14 protein-coding genes are annotated in these 19,933 nt (G+C 74.9%); 7 read left to right on the top strand and 7 right to left on the bottom strand.

The window, feature by feature from the left end; translation table 11 throughout:
- Positions 1-559: 559 nt before the first annotated feature.
- A complete protein-coding gene (locus tag ABT006_RS32350; protein WP_350712279.1) occupies positions 560-2,242 on the bottom strand; it encodes a beta-N-acetylhexosaminidase in 1,683 nt (560 codons plus the stop codon).
- Positions 2,243-2,601: 359 nt separating this feature from the next.
- Between ABT006_RS32350 and ppdK the strand changes: the two genes are divergently transcribed.
- Positions 2,602-5,310 (top strand): pyruvate, phosphate dikinase, encoded by a 2,709-nt coding sequence (gene ppdK, locus ABT006_RS32345; RefSeq protein WP_350712275.1) that lies wholly within the window; start codon positions 2,602-2,604, stop codon positions 5,308-5,310.
- A 99-nt stretch (positions 5,311-5,409) separates the two neighbouring features.
- Here the strand turns inward: ppdK and ABT006_RS32340 are convergent, their stop codons facing one another.
- Positions 5,410-5,895 (bottom strand): roadblock/LC7 domain-containing protein, encoded by a 486-nt coding sequence (locus ABT006_RS32340; RefSeq protein WP_350712274.1) that lies wholly within the window; start codon positions 5,893-5,895, stop codon positions 5,410-5,412.
- A gap of 194 nt (positions 5,896-6,089) precedes the next feature.
- Between ABT006_RS32340 and ABT006_RS32335 the strand changes: the two genes are divergently transcribed.
- The 6 genes from ABT006_RS32335 (at position 6,090) to ABT006_RS32310 (ending at position 12,897) form a co-directional block, all read left to right on the top strand.
- Positions 6,090-6,443, top strand: a complete 354-nt coding sequence (locus ABT006_RS32335; protein WP_350712273.1) for a VOC family protein — start codon at positions 6,090-6,092, stop codon at positions 6,441-6,443.
- On the top strand, positions 6,433-7,782 hold the full coding sequence (locus ABT006_RS32330; protein WP_350712272.1) for a deoxyguanosinetriphosphate triphosphohydrolase: 1,350 nt from the start codon (positions 6,433-6,435) through the stop codon (positions 7,780-7,782). The genes ABT006_RS32335 and ABT006_RS32330 overlap by 11 nt, the downstream gene beginning before the upstream one ends.
- A gap of 10 nt (positions 7,783-7,792) precedes the next feature.
- The gene (locus ABT006_RS32325; protein WP_350712271.1) at positions 7,793-8,629 is read left to right on the top strand and encodes a siderophore-interacting protein; all 837 of its coding nucleotides are present in this window, start codon (positions 7,793-7,795) and stop codon (positions 8,627-8,629) included.
- An 86-nt stretch (positions 8,630-8,715) separates the two neighbouring features.
- Positions 8,716-10,353 (top strand): BCCT family transporter, encoded by a 1,638-nt coding sequence (locus ABT006_RS32320; RefSeq protein ID WP_350712270.1) that lies wholly within the window; start codon positions 8,716-8,718, stop codon positions 10,351-10,353.
- 114 nt (positions 10,354-10,467) lie between these two features.
- Positions 10,468-12,360 (top strand): DNA primase, encoded by a 1,893-nt coding sequence (gene dnaG / locus ABT006_RS32315; RefSeq protein WP_350712269.1) that lies wholly within the window; start codon positions 10,468-10,470, stop codon positions 12,358-12,360.
- The gene (locus tag ABT006_RS32310) at positions 12,361-12,897 is read left to right on the top strand and encodes a hypothetical protein (RefSeq protein WP_350712268.1); all 537 of its coding nucleotides are present in this window, start codon (positions 12,361-12,363) and stop codon (positions 12,895-12,897) included.
- 9 nt (positions 12,898-12,906) lie between these two features.
- Here ABT006_RS32310 and ABT006_RS32305 read toward each other — a convergent pair whose 3' ends face one another.
- The 5 genes from ABT006_RS32305 to ABT006_RS32285 all read right to left on the bottom strand — a co-directional run bounded on the left by ABT006_RS32305 (position 12,907) and on the right by ABT006_RS32285 (position 19,892).
- Positions 12,907-13,875, bottom strand: coding sequence for a TAXI family TRAP transporter solute-binding subunit (locus tag ABT006_RS32305; RefSeq protein WP_350712267.1), 969 nt, complete (start codon positions 13,873-13,875; stop codon positions 12,907-12,909).
- Positions 13,872-14,264, bottom strand: coding sequence for a roadblock/LC7 domain-containing protein (locus tag ABT006_RS32300; protein ID WP_350712266.1), 393 nt, complete (start codon positions 14,262-14,264; stop codon positions 13,872-13,874). The genes ABT006_RS32305 and ABT006_RS32300 overlap by 4 nt, the downstream gene beginning before the upstream one ends.
- Entirely contained in the window at positions 14,261-16,669 is a 2,409-nt protein-coding gene (locus ABT006_RS32295) for a sensor histidine kinase (protein ID WP_350712265.1), read from the bottom strand. The genes ABT006_RS32300 and ABT006_RS32295 overlap by 4 nt, the downstream gene beginning before the upstream one ends.
- A 71-nt stretch (positions 16,670-16,740) precedes the next feature.
- Entirely contained in the window at positions 16,741-17,760 is a 1,020-nt protein-coding gene (locus ABT006_RS32290; RefSeq protein ID WP_350712264.1) for a TAXI family TRAP transporter solute-binding subunit, read from the bottom strand.
- On the bottom strand, positions 17,757-19,892 hold the full coding sequence (locus tag ABT006_RS32285) for a TRAP transporter permease (protein WP_350712278.1): 2,136 nt from the start codon (positions 19,890-19,892) through the stop codon (positions 17,757-17,759). The genes ABT006_RS32290 and ABT006_RS32285 overlap by 4 nt, the downstream gene beginning before the upstream one ends.
- Positions 19,893-19,933 lie beyond the last annotated feature (41 nt).

Here is a 19,933-nt window from a genome sequence, read left to right as displayed (position 1 = left end):
TCGGCGGGGGCGGCGTGGGCGGCGGTGACGGGGCCGGCGATGGCGCCGCCGGTGAAGGCGAGGCCGGCAGCGGTCAGGGCGGCCTTACGGATCAGAGCGGTACGCATGATCGTATGCACCTTTCGATCGGGGGATGCGCGGCGCGCACGGGGGAACGGCGTGCCGCGAAAGGGGAAAGGTCAGAACGGATCACTCCGGCGGCGGGGCCTGCTCGGGCGTCCGGGGTGTCTCAACGACCCGGGCCGGCGACGCATTCCGCCGGTCGTTCGGGCCGCCGCGGCGCGGGGGAGTGCCGCGGGTATGCCATGTTCAACGACCCCGGCCGGCCGACGATTCCGCCGCCGGGGTGGCGCCGGCCACGGGACGGGGCCGCACACGACGGCGACATCCGGGGCATATCGGTCGGCGTGAACCGGACATACGGCACACGCGGCGCAGGTCGTCGGAGTCGCCGAACGGTCGTCGGCAGCCGCCCGACAGGACGTGGGGGCGCAGTCTGGGCCGCCGCGCCGGCGGGTCCGCCACCGATCCGGTTGGCGGGCCCGCCGGGCGTGCGACGTCAGGCGGACGGGGCGGACGCCCCTTCGGGGCCGCGCTGGGTGGGGATCGTCGCCGGGGACGCGGCCGGAGCCGGCTGCTCCGCCGGCCAGGGCACCTCCGGGGCGGGGTGGAAGGCGATACCGGCGGTGGACCAGCGCGGGCCGTGCCCGGCCAGCCGGTCGCGGAACCCGGCCCAGTCGTGCGCCGCCCGCGGGGACCAGCCCAGCTCGGCGATCGCGGGCAGCCGGGGGAAGAACATGAACTCGACCTCGGCCCGCGAGGTGACCGACTCGGTCCACAGCGGCGCCTCCACCCCGAGCACCGCGTCGGCGGGAACGCCGGCCACGTGGGCGGCGGGGTCCCAGTCGTACGCCCGGCGGACGTCGATCAGGCCCGCCCAGTCGTGCCCGATGGGGGTGTCGGGGGCGTACTTCATGTCGAGGTAGGCGTGGTTGCCGGGGGAGAGGATCAGCCGGGCGCCCCGGCGGACGGCGTCCGCGGTGACCGGGTCCTCGCCCGTCGTCCCCCACCACTGGAGCACCCGCCCGTCGGCGTGCCCGGCGGGCGCGATCTGGTGCCAGCCGACCACCGTCTTGCCGGTGTCGGCGACGATCCGCTGGACGCGCTCGACGAACGCGGCGTACGCGTCGGGGAGCACCTTGAACGCCTCGTCGCCGCCGATGTGCAGCCACGGCCCGGGGGTGAGCGCGGCGATCTCGCCGAGCACGTCGGCGACGAACTCGTACGTCCGCTCGCTGGCCGGGTCGACGTAGCTGAAGCCGACCTCGGCGCCGGTGTACGGCGCCGGCGCGACCCGGTCCGGCGCCAGCTCCCCGTACGCGGTCAGTGCCGCGTGGGTGTGCCCCGGCAGGTCGATCTCCGGCACCACGGTGATGTGCCGCTGCGCCGCGTAGGCCACGATCCGGCGGTAGTCGTCGCGCGTGTAGTGCCCGCCGGGGCCGTCGCCCACCTCGAACGCCCCGCCGACCGTGGCCAGTCGGGGCCACGAGTCGACCGCGATCCGCCAGCCCTGGTCGTCGGTGAGGTGCAGGTGCAGGTGGTTGAGCTTGTAGCGGGCCAGGTGGTCGATCACCCGGAGCACGTCCGGCACGCCGAAGAAGTGCCGGGCCACGTCGAGCATCGCCCCCCGGTAGGCGAACCGGGGGCGGTCGGTGATCGAGCCGCCCGGCAGCGTCCAGCGCTCGGCGACCGGCGTGGGGCTCTCGATCGCCGCCGGCAGGAGCTGCCGCAGCGTCTGCGCGCCGAAGAAGAGCCCGGCCGGGGTGGCGGCCTCGATGCGTACCCCGTCGGGTGCCACGTCGAGCCGGTAGCCCTCCGCGCCGAGGTCGGCGGCGTCGACCAGCGCCAGCGCGATGCCGCCGGCCGGCTCCGGCCGGGTGGCGTCGGCGACCGGCAGCGGGAAGCCGGTGGCCGGCCGGAGCAGGGCGGCGAGCTGCTCGCCGACGGCCCGGACGGCGTCGTCGGCGCTCACCCGGACGGCCGATTCGGCGGTGAGGACGAAGTCGGCGGCCGGGTCGGGCGCGACCAGCTCGGGGGCGGGCACCACGTCGCCCAGCCGGACCGGGGTGGGCGGGGCGAGCAGGTCGCCGGCGGTCCGGGCCGCCGCCCGGGCCAGCTCGGCGGCGGCGGGCGCGTGGGCCGGCAGGTCGAGGTGCCCGGGCGCCCGGTCGTCCGGCCCGATGGCGGACGGGTCGAGCGGCTCCGAGGCGGTGGGAACGGATGGCACGGCGATGGCTCCCGGGGGTGTATTCGCGGCTGTTATGGCAAAGGTGAGGTTCACCGAAATGCGTGCCGTCAAGAGTACGAGGGGGAGGCCGGAGTTGCGTGATCGTGCACGTGGAAGCGTTCCCAAAAACCGGTACGAACGCGGATAGTCGTGATGGCTGTGCCTATTGTCACCGAACGGCCCCGGGCCACGCGATGTTCGCTTAGCCTTCGCCCACCAGCCGGCATGGCATCGGGATTACCGGTGGTCCGCCCGGGGGTATGGAGCAACTGAACCTTCGTTAAGTGTCGGACCGGCGCGCGTGGGAGGCTCTGGTGGCAGCGCAAGAGACGGTGGAACACAAGTACGTCTACGACTTCGCCGAGGGCAACAAGGACCTGAAGGACCTGCTCGGCGGCAAGGGGGCCAACCTGGCCGAGATGACCAACCTCGGCCTGCCGGTCCCGCCGGGCTTCACCATCACCACCGAGGCCTGCAAGGCGTACCTCGCCACCGGTGAGGAGCCCGACGGGCTGGCCGACCAGATCGCCGCGCACCTGGCGTCGCTGGAGCAGGCGATGGGCAAGCGCCTCGGCGACCCGCAGGACCCGCTGCTCGTCTCCGTCCGCTCCGGGGCCAAGTTCTCCATGCCGGGCATGATGGAGACCGTCCTCAACGTCGGCCTCAACGACCGCAGCGTGGTCGGGCTGAGCGCCCAGGCGGACGGGAACGACCGGTTCGCCTGGGACTCGTACCGCCGACTGATCCAGATGTTCGGCAAGACCGTCTGCGAGGTGCCGGGCGAGGAGTTCGAGCACGCGCTGGACGACGCCAAGCGTGCCAAGGGCACCCAGAACGACCTCGACCTCGACGCGGACGACCTGCGCGGGCTGGTCGACGCGTACAAGAGGATCTTCCTCAAGCACACCGGCCGGGAGTTCCCGCAGGAGCCGCGCGAGCAGCTCGACCTGGCCATCCGCGCGGTCTTCGAGTCGTGGAACGCCGAGCGGGCGGTGGTGTACCGCCGGCAGGAGCGGATCCCCGCCGACCTCGGCACCGCGGTCAACGTGGTGGCGATGGTCTTCGGCAACCTCGGCTCGGACTCCGGCACCGGCGTCGCGTTCACCCGCGACCCCGCCAGCGGCGCCCAGGGCATCTACGGCGACTACCTGGCCAACGCCCAGGGCGAGGACGTGGTCGCCGGCATCCGCAACACCGTGCCGTTGCAGGAGCTGGAGAAGCTCGACAAGACGTCGTACGACGAGCTGCTCAGTTACATGGCCCGGCTGGAGGGCCACTACAAGGACCTCTGCGACATCGAGTTCACCATCGAGCGCGGCAAGCTCTGGATGCTCCAGACCCGGGTCGGCAAGCGCACCGCCGCGGCGGCGTTCGTCATCGCCGGCCAGCTCGTCGACGAGGGCCTGATCGACCTCGACGAGGCGCTGCACCGGGTCAACGGCGCGCAGCTCGCCCAGCTGATGTTCCCGCGCTTCCAGCTCGACCACGAGTTCCAGCCCGTCGCCAAGGGCATCGGCGCCTCCCCGGGCGCGGCGGTGGGCAAGGTCGTCTTCACCTCCGCCCGCGCGGTCGAGCTGGCCGCCGAGGGAGAGGACGTGATCCTGGTCCGCCGGGAGACCAACCCGGACGACCTGAACGGCATGATCGCCGCCAAGGGCATCCTCACCTCGCGGGGCGGCAAGACCAGCCACGCCGCCGTGGTGGCCCGGGGCATGGGCAAGACCTGCGTCTCCGGCGCCGACGAGCTGGACATCAACATCCCGCAGCGGAAGTTCACGGTCGCCGGGCAGACCGTCACCGAGGGCGACGTCGTCAGCATCGACGGCACCACCGGCAAGGTCTACCTCGGCGAGGTGCCGGTCATGCCCTCCGAGGTGGTGCAGTACTTCGAGGGTGAGCTCGACCCGGAACAGACCGACGACGCGCTGGTCAAGGCCGTCCACCGGATCATGTCGCACGCCGACGCCGCGCGCCGGCTGGCCGTCCGGACGAACGCCGACACCGCCGCGGACGCCGCCCGGGCCCGGCGCTTCGGTGCGCAGGGCATCGGGCTGTGCCGCACGGAGCACATGTTCCTCGGCGACCGGCGCGAGCTGGTCGAGCGACTGATCCTGGCCCGCGACGAGAAGGAGCGGGAAGCCGCGCTGGGCGCGCTGCTGCCGTTGCAGCGGGCCGACTTCGTGGAGATCTTCCGGGAGATGGACGGGCTGCCGGTCACCGTCCGGCTGATCGACCCGCCGCTGCACGAGTTCCTGCCCCCGCTGGAGCAGCTCGCGGTCAACGTGGCGGTCGCCCAGGAGCGCGGCGAGGACGTGGCCCAGGAGGAGGCACTGCTCGCCGCCGTTCGCCGCATGCACGAGCAGAACCCGATGCTGGGCCTGCGCGGCGTACGCCTCGGGCTGGTCATCCCCGGCCTGTTCGCGATGCAGGTCCGGGCGATCGTGGAGGCCGCGGTCGAGTGCGCGAAGAGCGGCGTGACGCCGCGCCCGGAGATCATGGTGCCGCTGGTCGGGGCGGTGCAGGAGCTGGAGACCGTCCGCGCCGAGGCCGAGCGGATCATCGCCGAGGTGACCCGGGAGCAGCCGGTCGAGGTGCTGATCGGCACGATGATCGAGGTGCCCCGGGCGGCGCTGACCGCCGGCCAGATCGCCGAGGCGGCGCAGTTCTTCTCCTTCGGCACCAACGACCTGACCCAGATGGGCTGGGGCTTCTCCCGGGACGACGTGGAGGGTGCGTTCTTCTGGCGCTACCTGGAGCTGGGCATCTTCGGCATCTCGCCGTTCGAGTCGATCGACCGGGACGGCGTGGGCCGGCTGGTCCGGATCGCCGCGGAGGAGGGCCGGGCGGCCCGGCCGGAGCTGAAGCTCGGCGTCTGCGGCGAGCACGGCGGCGACCCGGACTCGGTGCACTTCTTCCACGAGGTGGGCCTGGACTACGTGTCCTGCTCGCCCTTCCGGGTGCCCGTCGCCCGGCTGGAGGCCGGCCGCGCCGCGGTGGAGACGGACGGCTCCGACAGCCGCTGACGTGGGGACGTTCGGCAGACCGGCGGCGGAACCGGGGGAGCGGATCCGCCGCCGCTGCCGTGCGGGCGCGACCGCATCGTCGGTCGACTCCCGCATGGCTCAGATCGGCGGGCGGCGCCAGGTGTGGTGGGTGACGCGCCGGGGCAGGCCGCCCCTGGAGGTGCGGGCCGCGAGCGGGGCGGGCGCTTCCGGCATCGGCGGCACCGCGACCGGCCGGCGGGTGTCGAGCACCGAGCCGGTGCGCCGGGCCACCGCCCGGGCGTCGGCGTGCAGCGCCTCCAGGTCGGCGGCGCCGTCGGCGACCAGCGTCAGCAGGGCGTTGCGCCCGGCCGGGTAGGTGACCACCGCGCCGGACGCGGTGCGGAGCACCGATTCCCGGAACTCCCCCTGCCGCACGGTGTCGGCCACCCGGTGGCCGAGGCCGAAACTCGCCGCCGCGAGCGCCGCCAGGTGTGTGGCGTCCGTCGGCGGCAGGTCGCTGGAGATCAGCAGGCCGTCGGTGCCCGCCAGCACCGTGCCCGCCACCTCGGGGCGGCGTAGGCGCAACCCCTGCAACTCCGTTCCCATCATCGTGTCCGCGTCCACGGGTGTCACTCCCACCGTCGGGCCCTCAGTCTGGTCACGTTCCGCTCCGGGCACGCTACCGCCGGCCATGCCGGACCGGGGTCCCGTAACGGTCGGCGATCGGCCGACAACTCTCGTCTGAACGGAGGTTGCGGGCCCGTCCGGCGCGCGCCGGCGGCGAGCCGTTCGGGCCGCCCGGGCGTAACCTGATCGGCATGAGCAGCGCCTGGGAGAGCCTGACCGTCGACGCCCGGGACCCGGCCCGGCTCGCCCGCTGGTGGGCCGAGGCACTCGGCTACCAGGTGGTCGCCGAGAAGCCGGACGAGGTGGAGATCCGCCGGTCCGCCGACCGGCTGCCCGGCATCGTCTTCGTGCCGGCCGCCGACGAGAAGGAGACCAAGAACCGGCTGCACCTCGACCTGCGCCCCGACGACCAGGAGGCCGAGGTCGAGCGGCTGGTCGACATGGGCGCCCGGCACGTCGACGTCGGGCAGGGCGACGTCGGGTGGACCGTGCTCGCCGACCCGGAGGGCAACGAGTTCTGCGTGCTGCGGCAGCGTGCGGACTGAGCATCCCGGGCCGGACGACCCGGACACGGCCCGCTGGGTCGGCGAGCCGCCGAAGGACACCGGGTACGGGCGGTCGGCGTACGAGCGGGACCGGGCCCGGGTGCTGCACTCGGCGGCGTTCCGGCGGCTCGCCGCGAAGACCCAGGTGCACACGGCCGGCACCGACGACTTCCTGCGGACCCGGCTGACCCACTCGCTGGAGGTCGCGCAGATCGCCCGGGAGATGGGCGCCCGGCTGGGCTGCGACCCGGACGTGGTGGACACCGCCGGGCTCGCCCACGACCTGGGGCACCCGCCGTTCGGGCACAACGGCGAGGACGCGCTGGACGTGCTGGCCGCCGGGTGCGGCGGCTTCGAGGGCAACGCGCAGACGCTGCGGGTGCTGACCCGGCTGGAGGCGAAGGTGGTCGCCCCGGACGGCACGTCCGCCGGCCTGAACCTGACCCGCGCCTCGCTCGACGCGGTCAGCAAGTACCCGTGGCCCCGCCGTCCGGGCCGGCGGAAGTTCGGGGCGTACGCCGACGACCTGCCCGTCTTCGCCTGGCTGCGGGCCGGCGCCCCGCCCGGCCCGCCCGCGTCCGGCGGCGGCGCCGCGGCGGCCGACGCGCGGCGTTGCCTGGAGGCGCAGGTGATGGACTGGGCCGACGACGTCGCGTACTCGGTGCACGACGTCGAGGACGGCATCCACGGCGGGTACGTGACGCTGCGCCCGCTGCTGGACGACCCCGACGAGCGGGCCGCGCTCTGCGCCGACGTCGCGGCCACCTACTCCGGCGAGTCCCCGGCCGACCTCGACGAGGTGCTGCGGGAACTGCTCGACGACCCGGTGCTCGCCCCGCTGGCCGGCTACGACGGCAGCCACCGCGCGCTGGCCGCGCTCAAGGCGACCACCAGCGTGCTGACCGGCCGGTTCGTCTCGACCGTCGTGGCGGCCACCGAGGAGCGGTACGGCCCCGGCCCGCACCGCCGGTACGCGGCCGACCTGGTGGTGCCCCGGCGGATCCGGGCGCGGTGCGCGCTGCTCAAGGGCATCGCCCTGCGGTACGTGATGCGCCGCCCCGGCGCCGAGGGCCGCTACCGGCGGCAGCGGGAGGTGCTGGCCGACCTGGTGCACGCCCTGGCCGGCCGGGCGCCGGACGCGCTGGACCCGGTCTTCGCCCCGCTCTGGCGGGCCGCGCCGGACGACGCCGCCCGGCTCCGGGTGGTGATCGACCAGGTCGCCTCGCTGACCGATCCGGCGGCCGTGGCCTGGCACGCGCGGCTGGCGTCCGGCCCCGGACGTGCCCGGGGTGCGGCCGGCGGAGGGGCGGGAATGGGCGACCCGACGTACTTAGGTTAGCCTAACCAGCATGACGGAGCGCCCGAAGAAGGTCACGTCCGCCCGGGTACTGCGCACCGAGCGGCCCACCCCCCACCTGATCCGGCTCGTGCTCGGCGGGGAGGAGTTGACCGGCCTGCCGGTGGGCGAGTTCACCGACCACTACATCAAGATCGTGTTCCCGGTGCCGGGGGTCGACCACCCGAGCCCGATGGACCTCGCCGCGATCCGCCGTGACCTGCCCCGGGAGCAGTGGCCCCGGCTGCGCGCGTACACGGTGCGGGCCTGGGACGCGCTGGCCGGAGAGCTGACCGTCGACGTCGTGCACCACGGCGACGAGGGGCTCGCCGGGCCGTGGGCGGCCGCGCTGCGCCCCGGCGACCCGGTGCACTTCGTCGGCCCCGGCGGCGCGTACGCCCCGAGCCCGGACGCCGACTGGCACCTGCTGGTCGGCGACGAGAGCGCGCTGCCGGCGATCGCCGCCGCCCTGGAGCGGCTGCCGGCAGGCGCCCCGGCCGTCGCGTTCGTCGAGGTCGCCGACCCGGCCGAGGAGCAGCGGCTGGCCAGCCCGGGAGCGGTGCGCCTGACCTGGCTGCACCGGGGCGGGCGCCCGGTCGGGGAGGCCCTGGTCGCGGCGGTCCGCGACCTGGAGTTCCCGCCCGGCGACGTGCACGCCTTCGTGCACGGCGAGACGACCTTCGTGAAGGAGCTGCGCCGCCTGCTCCGCGTGGAGCGTGGCGTCCCCCGCGACCGGCTCTCCATCTCCGGCTACTGGCGCCGGGGCATGGACGACGAGGGCTGGCGCGCCAGCAAGACCGACTGGAACCGCCAGGTCGAGGCCGAGGAGTCCGCCGCTGTCCCCGCCTGAGGCCCTCCCGGGCACCCGGGAGCGGGCGTTCGCCCGATATCGCCGTGTGTCGCCCCCGTGCCCAGCAGGATGGGCGGGGGGTGACCATGAGCGAGCAGGTGCGGGACCGGCCGCAGGCCGTGGGCCGGGTCGACCCGGTGGTGCTGGCGCTCAGCGTCGGCGGCGTGCTTGCCGTGGTGGCCTGGGGCGTGCTGGGCCGGGGGTCCCTGGCCGGCTTCGGCGAGTCCGGCCTGGGCTGGGTGATCAGCACCTTCGGCTGGTTCTTCGTGGTGGCCGCCGACGCCTTCCTGGTGCTCTCGGTGGTCATCGCCGCGACGAAGTTCGGCCGGATCCGGCTCGGCGCCGACGACGACGAACCGGAGTTCAGCACCCTCGCCTGGGTCTCGATGATGTTCAGCACCGGCATGGGGATCGGCCTGGTCTTCTACGCCGTCGCCGAGCCGATCGAGCACTACGCCGCGCCGCCCCCGGCCAGCGGCGTCGCGCCGAACACCGGGGCGGCCGGGTCGGTGGCGATGCAGTACACGCTCTTCCACTGGACGCTGCACCCGTGGGCGATCTACGCGGTGGTGGCGCTCGCGCTGGCGTACTCGACGTTCCGCAAGGGGCGGGAGAACCGCATCTCGGCGGCCTTCCAGCCGCTGCTCGGCGCGCGGGTGGACGGCCCGGTGGGCCGGGCGATCGACCTGCTGGCCGTCTTCGCCACCGTCTTCGGCTCGGCCACCAGCCTCGGCCTCGGCGCCCTCCAGGTCGCCGCCGGGCTGGACCTGGTCACCCCCGTGCCGGACAGCACGGCCGTCGAGCTGGTGGTGATCGCCGCCCTCACCCTGGCCTTCGTCGTCTCCGCCTTCTCCGGCCTGCACAAGGGCATCAAGTGGCTGTCCACCACCAACGTGGTGCTCGCCGTCGCGCTGATGGTCTTCGTGTTCGTGGCCGGCCCGACCATCTACGCGCTGGAGGTGCTGCCCGCGTCGGTCGGCGACTACCTCAGCCACCTGATCACCATGTCCACCCGTACCGGCGCGTTCTCCGACCCGGCCTGGCTGGGCTCCTGGACGATCTTCTACTGGGCGTGGTGGATCTCCTGGGCCCCGTTCGTCGGCATCTTCATCGCCCGGATCTCCCGGGGCCGCACCGTCCGGCAGTTCGTCGTCGGCGTGCTGCTGGTGCCCAGCGGGGCCAGCGTGGTCTGGTTCGCGGTGATGGGCGGCAGCGCCCTGCGGGTGCAGGCCACCGGCACCCGGGACCTGGTCGCCGACGTCGGCGCGGGCACCGAGCGGGCGCTCTTCGGCCTGCTCGAGGCCCTGCCCCTGGCGGGCCTGACCACCCTGCTGGCGATGGTGCTGGTCGCGCTCTTCTTCGTCACCGGCGCCGACTCCGCCGCGCTGGTGCTCGGCTCGCTGACCTCCCGGGGCGCGCTGCGCCCGCACCGCGCGCTGGTCGTGGTCTGGGGCGTCCTGATCGGCGCGGTGGCCGCGGTGCTGCTGCTGGTCGGCGGGCTGGACGCGCTGCAACAGGCGACCATCCTGGTCGCGCTGCCGTTCGTGGTGGTCATGCTCGGCCTGGCCGTCGCGCTGGTCCGGGACATGGCCGGGGACCCGGCGGTCAACCCGCCGCCCCGGGCCCGCCGCTACGGCCTGGCCGCGGCGATCCGCGCCGCCCGGTCGTACGAGGAGGAGGACCCGCCGCCGGTGCGGCGCTACCTGCGGCGCCGGCCGCGGTGACCGGCGCGGCCCGCCGGGGGTGACCCGGTCGCGCCGGCGGAACCGCCGAGGTGGCGGCGGTGGTCGCCACAACCGGCGTCCCCCGGCGGCGCGACGCCGGCCGGGCAGGGCAGGATGTACGGCGAGGGGGTGGCGGACATGGCTGGGCGGATCCGGGACGAGGACATCGCGCTGGTCCGGGAGCGCAGCTCGATCGCCGACGTCATCTCGGAGACGGTGACCCTGAAGTCGGCCGGCGGCGGCAACCTCAAGGGGCTGTGCCCGTTCCACGACGAGAAGAGCCCCTCGTTCAACGTCTCGCCCGCCCGCAACGTCTGGTACTGCTTCGGCTGCGGCGCCGGCGGCGACGCGATCAAGTTCCTGATGGACGCCGAGCACCTCAGCTTCGTCGAGTCGGTGGAGCGGCTGGCCGCCCGGGCCGGGATCCAGCTGCGCTACGTCGAGGGCGACTCCGCCGCGCCGCGGCCCCGCCCCCAGCAGGGGCAGCGGCAGCGCCTCGTCGCCGCGCACGCCGCCGCCGTGGAGTTCTACCGCGCCCAGCTCACCACGGCCGGCGCGCGCCCGGCCCGGGAGTTCCTGGCCCGCCGCGGCTTCGACCGGGCCGCCGCCGAGCGCTACGGCTGCGGGTTCGCCCCGGACGCCTGGGACCTGCTCACCAAGCACCTGCGCCAGCAGGGCTTCACCCACGACGAGCTGGTCACCGGAGGGCTGTCCCGGCCGTCGCGCTCCGGCACGCTGATCGACCGGTTCCGGCGGCGGCTGATGTGGCCGATCCGCGACATCACCGGCGACGTCATCGGCTTCGGCGCCCGCAAGCTCTTCGAGGACGACGACGGCCCGAAATACCTGAACACCCCCGAGACGCCGATCTACAAGAAGTCGCACGTCCTCTACGGCATCGACCAGGCCAAGCGGGAGATCGCCAAGCAGGGCAAGGTGGTCGTGGTCGAGGGCTACACCGACGTGATGGCGTGCCACCTGGCGGACGTCCCGACAGCGGTGGCGACCTGCGGCACGGCGTTCGGCGCGGACCACATCGGCGTGCTGCGCCGGGTGCTCTTCGACAGCGACGAACGAGCCGGCGAGGTCATCTTCACCTTCGACGGGGACGCCGCCGGCCAGAAGGCCGCGCTGCGGGCCTTCGAGGACGACCAGCGTTTCGTCGGGCGCACCTTCATCGCGGTCAGCCCCGACAACATGGACCCGTGCGACCTGCGTCTGGCCAAGGGCGACATGGCGGTCCGCGACCTGGTCGCCCGCCGCGAGCCGCTGGTCGACTTCGCGCTGCGGCACGTCATCAGCCGGTACGACCTCGACACCGTCGACGGCCGGGTGGAGGCGATGCGCCGGGCCGCGCCGCTGGTGGCCAAGATCAAGGACCGGGAGAAGCGCCCGGAGTATGTCCGCAAGCTCGCCGGCGACCTCGGCATGGAGATCGAGCCGGTGCAGCGGGCCGTGCTGGCCGCCGCGTCCGCCCCGCCCGGTCGGGACACCCCGCCGCCGCCCCGCCCCGCCCCGGCCGAGCCGGTCGTCGACAACCCGCAGTCGATGGTCGAGCGGGAGGCGCTGAAGCTCGCGCTCCAGGAGCCGGTGCTGGCCGGGCCGATGTTCGACGCGGTCGAGGCGTCGGAGTACCGCCACCCCGTGCACGTGGCGGTGCGGGCGGCCGTCGCGGCCGTCGGCGGGGCCGCCACGGCGACCGGCGGCGCGGTCTGGATCGAGTCCGTCCGCGACGCCTGCGAGGACCTCGCGGCCCGGGCGCTCGTCGGCGAGTTGGCCGTGGAGCCGCTGCGCATCGACGGCGACCCCGACCCGCGCTACGTGTCGGTCACGATCGCCCGGTTGCAGTGGGGCTCGGTGACCGGCCGGATCAGGGATCTGAAGTCCCGGATCCAGCGGATCAACCCGGTCAACAACAAGGACGAGTACTTCGCCGCCTTCGGCGAGCTGCTCTCGCTGGAGCAGCACGCCCGGGCATTGCGCGAGCAGGCCGCGGGAGGGCTGTAGATGGGACTGTTCCGCCGCAGGCCGAAGCTGCCGACGGCCGCCCGGCCGCCGCTGGCCCCCGACGAGCGGGTGCTCGCCTGGGCCGCGGCCGGCAACGGCGAGGGCGACGGCGTGGTGGTGGCCAGCAACCTCGGGCTCTGGCTGCCCGGCCGGCCGCACGGGCTGGGCTGGCACGACATCCTCAAGGCGGTCTGGTCCGGCCGGGAACTCACCGTCACGCCGGCCGAGCGGGTCGCCGAGCGCGACGGCTACCTGGTGGTGGCCGACTGCCCGGCCGAGACCTACCTGCTGCTCGACCCGGGTGAGCTGCCGCACCAGGTGCGGGAGCGGGTCACGCGCTCGGTGGCGTACACCCGGCACCACCCGGTGCCCGGCGGCGCCGGCCGGGTCGCCGCGCGGCGGGCGCCGGGCGTGGACGGCCTCACCTGGACGGTCCGCCTCGACCCCGGTACCCCGGCGGACGACCCCGACGTGCTCGCCGAGACCGACCGCCTCGTCGCCGCCGCCCGCGCCGCCACCACCCCGGCGGACGCCTGACCGGCGCGGTCACCCGCCCCGGTAGAAGCGGGCCGCCCCGGGGTGCAGCGGGATCGGGTCGGTGCCGGCGGCGCTGCGCCGGGTGAAGTTGCCGCCCTCCGGGTGTACGTCGACCAGGTCGGCCTGGTAGGTGAAGAGCAGCCGGGTCAGGTCGTACGCCAACTGGTCGGGCATGTCGGCGCCGACCAGGATCACGTTCGCCACCGTGACGGTCGGCGTGGCGCTCGTCGTGCCGTAGACCTCCTTCGGCAGCTCGGCGGTGGTGTAGACCGAGCCGTGCCGGGCGCCGAGCGGCTCGATGAGGTCGGCGATCGGCAGCAGCGCGAACGTCCCCGGGGCGCTGGAGAGCAGGTCGGCGATGCCCGGCGTGGGCAGGCCGCCGGAGAAGAACATCGCGTCGAGCGTGCCGGCCCGCATCCGCTTGACCGTCTCCGGCAGCGACAGCGTGGCCCGGCGGACGTCGCGGTCCGGGTCGAGGCCGGCCGCCGTCAGCAGGCGCCCGGCGATGATGTCGGTGCCGGACTTCGGGGAGCCGGTGGACACCCGCTTGCCGCGCAGCCCCGACAGGGCGGTGATCTTCGCGTCGGCCCGGACGATCACGTGGGTGTAGTTGCTGTAGACCCGGGCCAGCGCCCGGACGGGCTGGGGCTGGCCCTCGAAGGCCCCGCGCCCCTGCACCGCGTCCGCGGCCGTGTCGGCGAGGCTGAACGCGATCTCCATGTCGCCGCTGGCCAGCCGGTTGATGTTCTCCACCGACGCCCCGGTCGGCTCGGCCCGGGCCTCGTAGCCGGGCAGGTGGCGGCTGATCACGTCCGCGTAGCCGCCGCCGAGCTGGTAGTAGACGCCGGTGGTGTTGCCGGTGGCGAGGAAGATGCGACCGCCGTGCCAGGGCTGCGGCCCGGCCTCGGACGTGCCGCAGCCGGCGGCGAGCAGGGCCGCCAGCAGGGCCGCCAGCAGCCGTCGGGGCCGTCCGGTCACGCCCGGACCGCCGGCTCCAGCGCCTCCGCCACCCGCTGGACCAGCATGGCGGTCTCGTAGCCGATCTGGCCCAGGTCGCAGCCGGGCGCGGCCAGCACCCCGACGAGCGCGCGCTCGCCCACCGCCATCACCAGCATCACCCCGCCGTCCATGTCGACGATCTGCTGGCGTACCCGGCCGGCGGACATCAGCCGCGCGGCGCCGACGGTCAGGCTGGCCAGGCCGCTGATCACGGCGGAGAGCTGGTCCACCTGGTCCGGCGCGAGGTCGGGGGAGGCCGCCAGCCGCAGCCCGTCGCCGGAGACGGCGAGGGCATGCGACACGTCCGGCACCTGCTCGGCGAAGTTGGCCAGCAGCCAGTCGAGGCCGGCGCTCGCGGATGGGGTCATGGGGTTCTCCTGGGGGGTGTCGTCTGCTGGGTACGTCGCGTCGCGGCGGCGACGCCCTCGGCGAGCGCGGAGAGCCGGGAGCGCACCAGCTCGGGGTCGAGCAGGTCGTCCTTCGGCGGCGGCGCGGGGGCGTCGTGCAGCGCGGCCGGGAGTTGGCCGCCCCGGGTGCGGCGGGGCAGCCCGACCCCGGTGGCGGAGGCCGGCGCCGGGCCCGGCGGGGGCGGCGCGGGGACGGAGAACGGCGGGGGCGGCACGGTGGCGGAGCCGGCCGGCCCCGCCTTGAACACCGGGAGCGTGACCGTCGGCGCGCCGTGGAGGCCGGCCATGTCGGGCAGGGCGGCCGGGTCACCCGACTCGCCCGGGCGGGCGCCGGTCGACACGGGCGGGACGGCCCGGGTGGACGGTGGCCGGAACCAGGGGGCCGCGGCGGCGGGCTCCGGCGTACGCCGTTGCGGGGCGGGCCGCGGGGCGACCGACTCGACCCGGGTCAGCGCCGACTCCGGGATGTCCACCTGCGCGACGGTGCCCGCGCCGGTGGCGTACAGGTGCACCCGCACGCCGTGCCGGGCCGCCAGGTGGGACACCACGTGCAGGCCCATGCTGCCGGCGGCGGCGCTGGAGAGCATCGCGGGGACGCGCAGCCGCTCGTTGATCGCGGCGAGCCGGCTGTCGCTGATCCCGATGCCCCGGTCGTGCACGCGCAGCGTGAGCCCGTCGATGGTGCGTCGGCCGTCGACGTGCACCGGCGCGTCCGGCGGCGAGTAGACGGTGGCGTTCTCCAGCAGCTCGGCGAGGAGGTGGACGAGGTTGCCGACGGCGTCGCCGTGCACCGCGACGGTGGGCACGTCGACCTCGACCCGGGGATACTCCTCGATCTCCGAGGCCGCCGCCCGGATCACGTCGGCCAGCAGGTGGGCGCCCTCGTGCGCGCGGCCGGGCTCGCCGCCGGCGAGGACCAGCAGGTTCTCCCCGTTGCGCCGCATCCGGGCGGCGAGGTGGTCCAGCGCGAAGAGCCGGGCCAGGGCGTCGGGATCGGTCTCCTCGCGTTCGAACTCGTCGAGCAGGCGCAGCTGCCGGGTGATCAGGGTGCGGATCCGCCGGGCCAGCGCCTCGACCATCCGGGTCACGTCCATCCGCAGCTCGGCCTGCTCGCCGGCCAGCCGCAGCGCGGCCCGGTTCACCGTGTCGAACGCCTGGGCGACCTGGGCGACCTCGTCCCGGCCCTGCCGGATGCCGGCCGTGAGCCGGGTGGCCGCGCCCTCGGTCTGCGTACCGTCGCCGGCCGCGATCGCGGTGATCCGCTCCGGCAGCTCGCGGTGGGCCATGGTGAGCGCCGCGACCCGCAGCCGGCGCAGCCGGCGGCTGGTCCGCACGGCGAGCAGCGCGGCGGCGGTCAGCGACGCCAGCGCGACGGCGGTGGTCGCGCCGCCGGTGACCAGGGCCCGCCGCCGCGCGTCCCGGGCCAGGCCGGCGGCCTGGCGGTCGAGTTCCTCGGACAGTTCCCGGCCGAGCAGGTTGTACCGGCGGATGGCGCCGCTCTGGGCCACGTACCAGGCGTCGCCGTCGGTCCGCAGCCCGCCCGGTTCGGTCTCCGCGTTGAGCGCGCTGTCCCGCATCCGCCGCGCCGTGGAGACGTCGGTGCCGGTCACCAGCCGGGCGTACGCGGCCGTCGACCGCCCGCCGGCGATCCGGGAGAACTCGGCCTGGCGCTGCTCCTGCGCGCCGCGCAACTGGCCGAGGCGGACCAGTTCCCCGTCCGCCAGCGCGCCCCGCACGAAGACGGTGCGGAGCAGGTCGCGTTCCAGGGCGGCGAGGTGTTCCTGGGCGGCCACCGCCGCCACCTCCCGGGCCCCGTTGGCCAGGTCCCGGTCGCGGACCTGGGCCGGCAGCGCGTCGGCGACGGCGAGCAGCGACTCGACCAGCGCCAGGTAGGTCGGGTCGGCGGTGGTGGCGTTGAGCGCGGCCTGGCGGGCCGGGGCGAGCTGGCCGAGCTGCGCGTCGGCGCCGTCGAGCACCTGGCCGAGGTCCGGGGCGGCCCGGCGGGCGTCCCGGCTGGCACCGCGGTAACGCTCCACGGAGGTGTCGACCCGCCGCCGCTGCGCCTCGACGAGGGGACGGCCGGTCGAGCCGCCCCGCTGGCGCAGGGCCGCCGTCTCGCCGAGTTCCCGCTCCAGCTCGTGCACCAGGCGCACGGTGGCCGTCGCGGTGCCGGCGAGTACCCGGGCGCGGTCCGCGTCGGCGGAGGCGTCCAGCGCGGTGGCGGTCTGGGTGGTCCCCAGCACCACCAGACCGACCGTGGCCACCAGGATCGGCGCGAGCAACTGGGTGCGTACCGACCACAGCCGGTCGGTGTGGTCGGTGGGCCGGTGGTGCCGGCGCACGCGGGCGGGGTCGGGAAGCGACACGCGGGCTCTCCGGGGTGGGTCGGGAGGGTGCCGGGCCCCGGGCGGTACGCCCCGGACCCGGCACCGACGGGTCAGCTCGCGCCGAGGTCCTGCAACGCCTTGGCCGCGCCGCGGTGCAGCGGCACGGGGTCGGTCTTGCGGGCGGTGTCGAGGCTGATGCCCTTGGCCGCCGGGTTGGCCTGGGCCAGCGCGTCCTTCCTGTCGAACACCGTCCGGGCGATCGCGCAGGCCACGTTCGCGTTGAGGTCCTTGCGGACCAGCAGCACGTTCGGCACCACGATGGTCGGGGTGTCCGCCGACGTCTTGTACACGTCCGCCTTGATGGTCCCCGCCTGGTACGCCGGGTTGAGCTCGGCCATCTTGGGCAGCAGCGGGGTGATGTCGAGGAACTTCACCTTGTCGCCGGCCGTGGTGAACAGGTCGGTCACGCCGCCCGTGGGCACCCCGCCCGACCAGAAGAAGCCGTCGATGCTGCCGTCCTTGACGCCCTCGACGGTCTTGGTCAGGTCGAGCCGCTGCGCCTGGATGTCCTTGGCCGGGTCGAGGCCGGCGGCCTCCAGCAGGCGGTTGGCGATGACCTCGGTGCCGGACTTGGGGGAGCCCGTCGAGATCTTCTTGCCCTTCATGTCGGCGACCGAGTTGATCCCCGCGTCGGCCCGGACGACGACCTGCGTGTAGTTGTCGTAGATGCGGGCGAGCGCCTCGACCGGCTGCGGGGCGGTGAAGCTGCCCTTGCCCTGCACCGCGTTGACCGCCGTGTCGAACAGCGAGAAGGCGACGTCGTACTGGCCGCCGACGAGCTGCTCGATGTTCTGCACCGACGCGCCGGTCTCGGCGGCGGTGCCGCTCAGCTTGCCGTCGGTCGCCCCGGAGAGCTGGCCGGCGAGGGCGTTGCCGACCACGTAGTAGACGCCGGTGGCGTTGCCGGTGGCGATGCCGACGCGGGTGCTCTCGGTGACCTTGCAGGTGATCTCGCTGGCGGCGTCGTCCTTGGTGGCGCCGTCCTGACGCCCCCCGCAACCGGCGGCGCCCGCCGCGACGAGCGCCAGCGTGCCCACCCCCGCGGCGATCCGCACGTTGATCCGTCTCACTGTTTCTCCTCCCCATGGATGACCGTTGCACCTGCTGACGGCACGCCGGTCGGGCCGGCGGTGCCGCGTCTGACGAGCACACCCGCCACCATGACGGCAGCCAGGGCGGCGCCGACGGCGACGGGTACGGGTTCGAGCCAGAGCAGCGTCAGCCCGGCGAGCGCGCCGAGGATCCGCTCCGGCGTGCCGGCCGGGCCGACGCCGGGCAGCCAGCCGCCCGCCGCCACCGCCAGCACGGCGACGCTGAGGGCGGCCACCACCCCCGCCACGGCGATCCGCTGCGCGCCCCCGATACCGAGCAGCCCGAGGCCCGTCGGCGTGACCACGAAGGCGAGCGGGATGAGGTAGGCCGGCAGGGCGTACCGCAGGGTCTGCCACATGGTCGGCACCAGCCGGCCGCCGGTCACGGCGGCGGCGGCCACGGCGGCGAGCGCGGTCGGCGGGGAGGCCTCGGAGAGGACCGCGAAGTAGAAGACGAACATCGCCGCGGCCGGCGCGGTGACGCCCAGGTCCAGCAGGGCCGGACCGATGATCACCCAGCCGATCACGAAGGACGCGGTGACCGGCACGGCCAGCCCGAGCAGGGTGAGGGCGACGGCGGCGAGCAGCGCGGTGAGCGCCAGCACCACGGCCGGATCCGAGCTGACGGCCTTGGCCCCGCTGACCAGCAGCGCCGCGGCCTGCGGACCGAGGCCGGTCTTGGTGGTGGTGGCGGTGATGATGCCCGCCGCGGCGCAGACCGCGCTCACCGCGAGCACCCCGCGTACGCCGGCGCTCAGCGCGGCCAGCAGCCGGGCCGGGGTGAGCCGGTGCCGCCGGTCCAGGAAGGACAGCACCGCGGCCAGGACGGTGGCCACCACGACGGCCCGGGTCGCGGAGAAGCCCACGGCCAGCAGCACGACGATCGCGAGCAGCGACAGGAAGTGGTAGCCGAACCGGCCCAGCAGCCGCCACGGGGAGGCGGTGTCGAGCACCACCGGGCGCACCCCCGAGCGCCGGGCGTCGATCTCGACCGCGAGCAGGATGCCGAGGTAGTACAGCACCGTCGGGACGGTGGCCCAGCCGAGCACCTGGAGGTACGACACGCCCAGGTACTCGGCGATGATGAAGGCCGCCGCGCCGAGGGTGGGCGGGGACAGGATCGCCCCGACGCCGGCCGCGGCGAGCATGCCGCCCGCGCGCTCCGGCGGGTAGCCGGCCCGGCGCAGGACGGGCCAGGTGACCGCGCCGATGCTGACCGTCGTCGCCGCGCCCGAGCCGGAGACGGTGCCGAGCAGGAAGCCCGAGGCGACGGCTGTGCGGCCGGCCGCCGTCCGGGAGCGCCGGAAGGCGGCGGCGGAGAGCTCCACGAAGAACCGCCCGGCTCCGGAAAGGTCCAGCACCGCGCCGTAGATGGTGAACAGCACGATGTACGTCGCCGCGACGTCGAGCGGGGTGCCGTAGAAGCCGCTGTCGGAGTTGTAGAAGGCGTCGACGAGCTGCCCGAAGTCGAGGCCGGCGTGGGCCACCGGCCAGGACTGGGGCAGCAGCCCGCCGTAGTAGCCGTAGCCGAGGAAGACCAGGCAGACGGCCGGCAGGATCCACCCGGTGGTGCGCCGGCACGCCTCCAGCAGCAGGAGCAGCAACACGGTGCCCATGGCCACGTCGACCCCGACCAGCAGGCCCTGCCGGTCGAGGAAGGCGTCGTACCCGCCGCCGCCGTCGCCGAGGGGGACCGGCAGCACCGGGTAGAGGCAGCTCACCAGCGCCGCGGCGGCCAGCACCCAGTCGACCACGGTCGGGCCCCCGCCCTCGTCGCGGTCGCCGGTGTCGGGCCGGCTCTCCCCGTCCGCTCGCCGGGCCCCGCGCCGCAGCCGCTCGGGCAGCCGCAGGTCCGCCGGGTACGCCAGGAAGACGACCGGCAGGACGCCGGCCAGGAAGATGACGAGGTAGAACTTGCTGCCCTGCGACAGCGGGCTGAACACCTGCCAGAGGGCGAGCAGCGCGATCGCGAGCGTGGTGCCGGTGATCAGGACGCCGACCGGCCCGGAGAGGACCCGTCCCGGCTTCTCGTCCTCGAACTGGGCGGCGAGGTCGCGCGGATCGGTGCCGGCGGAATCCGTCTTGTCGGGCGGTTCCGGCGGCAGCGGCATCGGGTCTTCGTCCACGGTGGATCCCGGGCCCACGGAAGGTG

Source organism: Micromonospora sp. NPDC002717 (genome assembly GCF_040295705.1).
Classification (GTDB): Bacteria; Actinomycetota; Actinomycetes; order Mycobacteriales; family Micromonosporaceae; genus Micromonospora.
The sequence above is the reverse complement of the archived record's forward strand: the minus strand, read 5'-3'. Positions and strand labels throughout refer to the sequence as shown.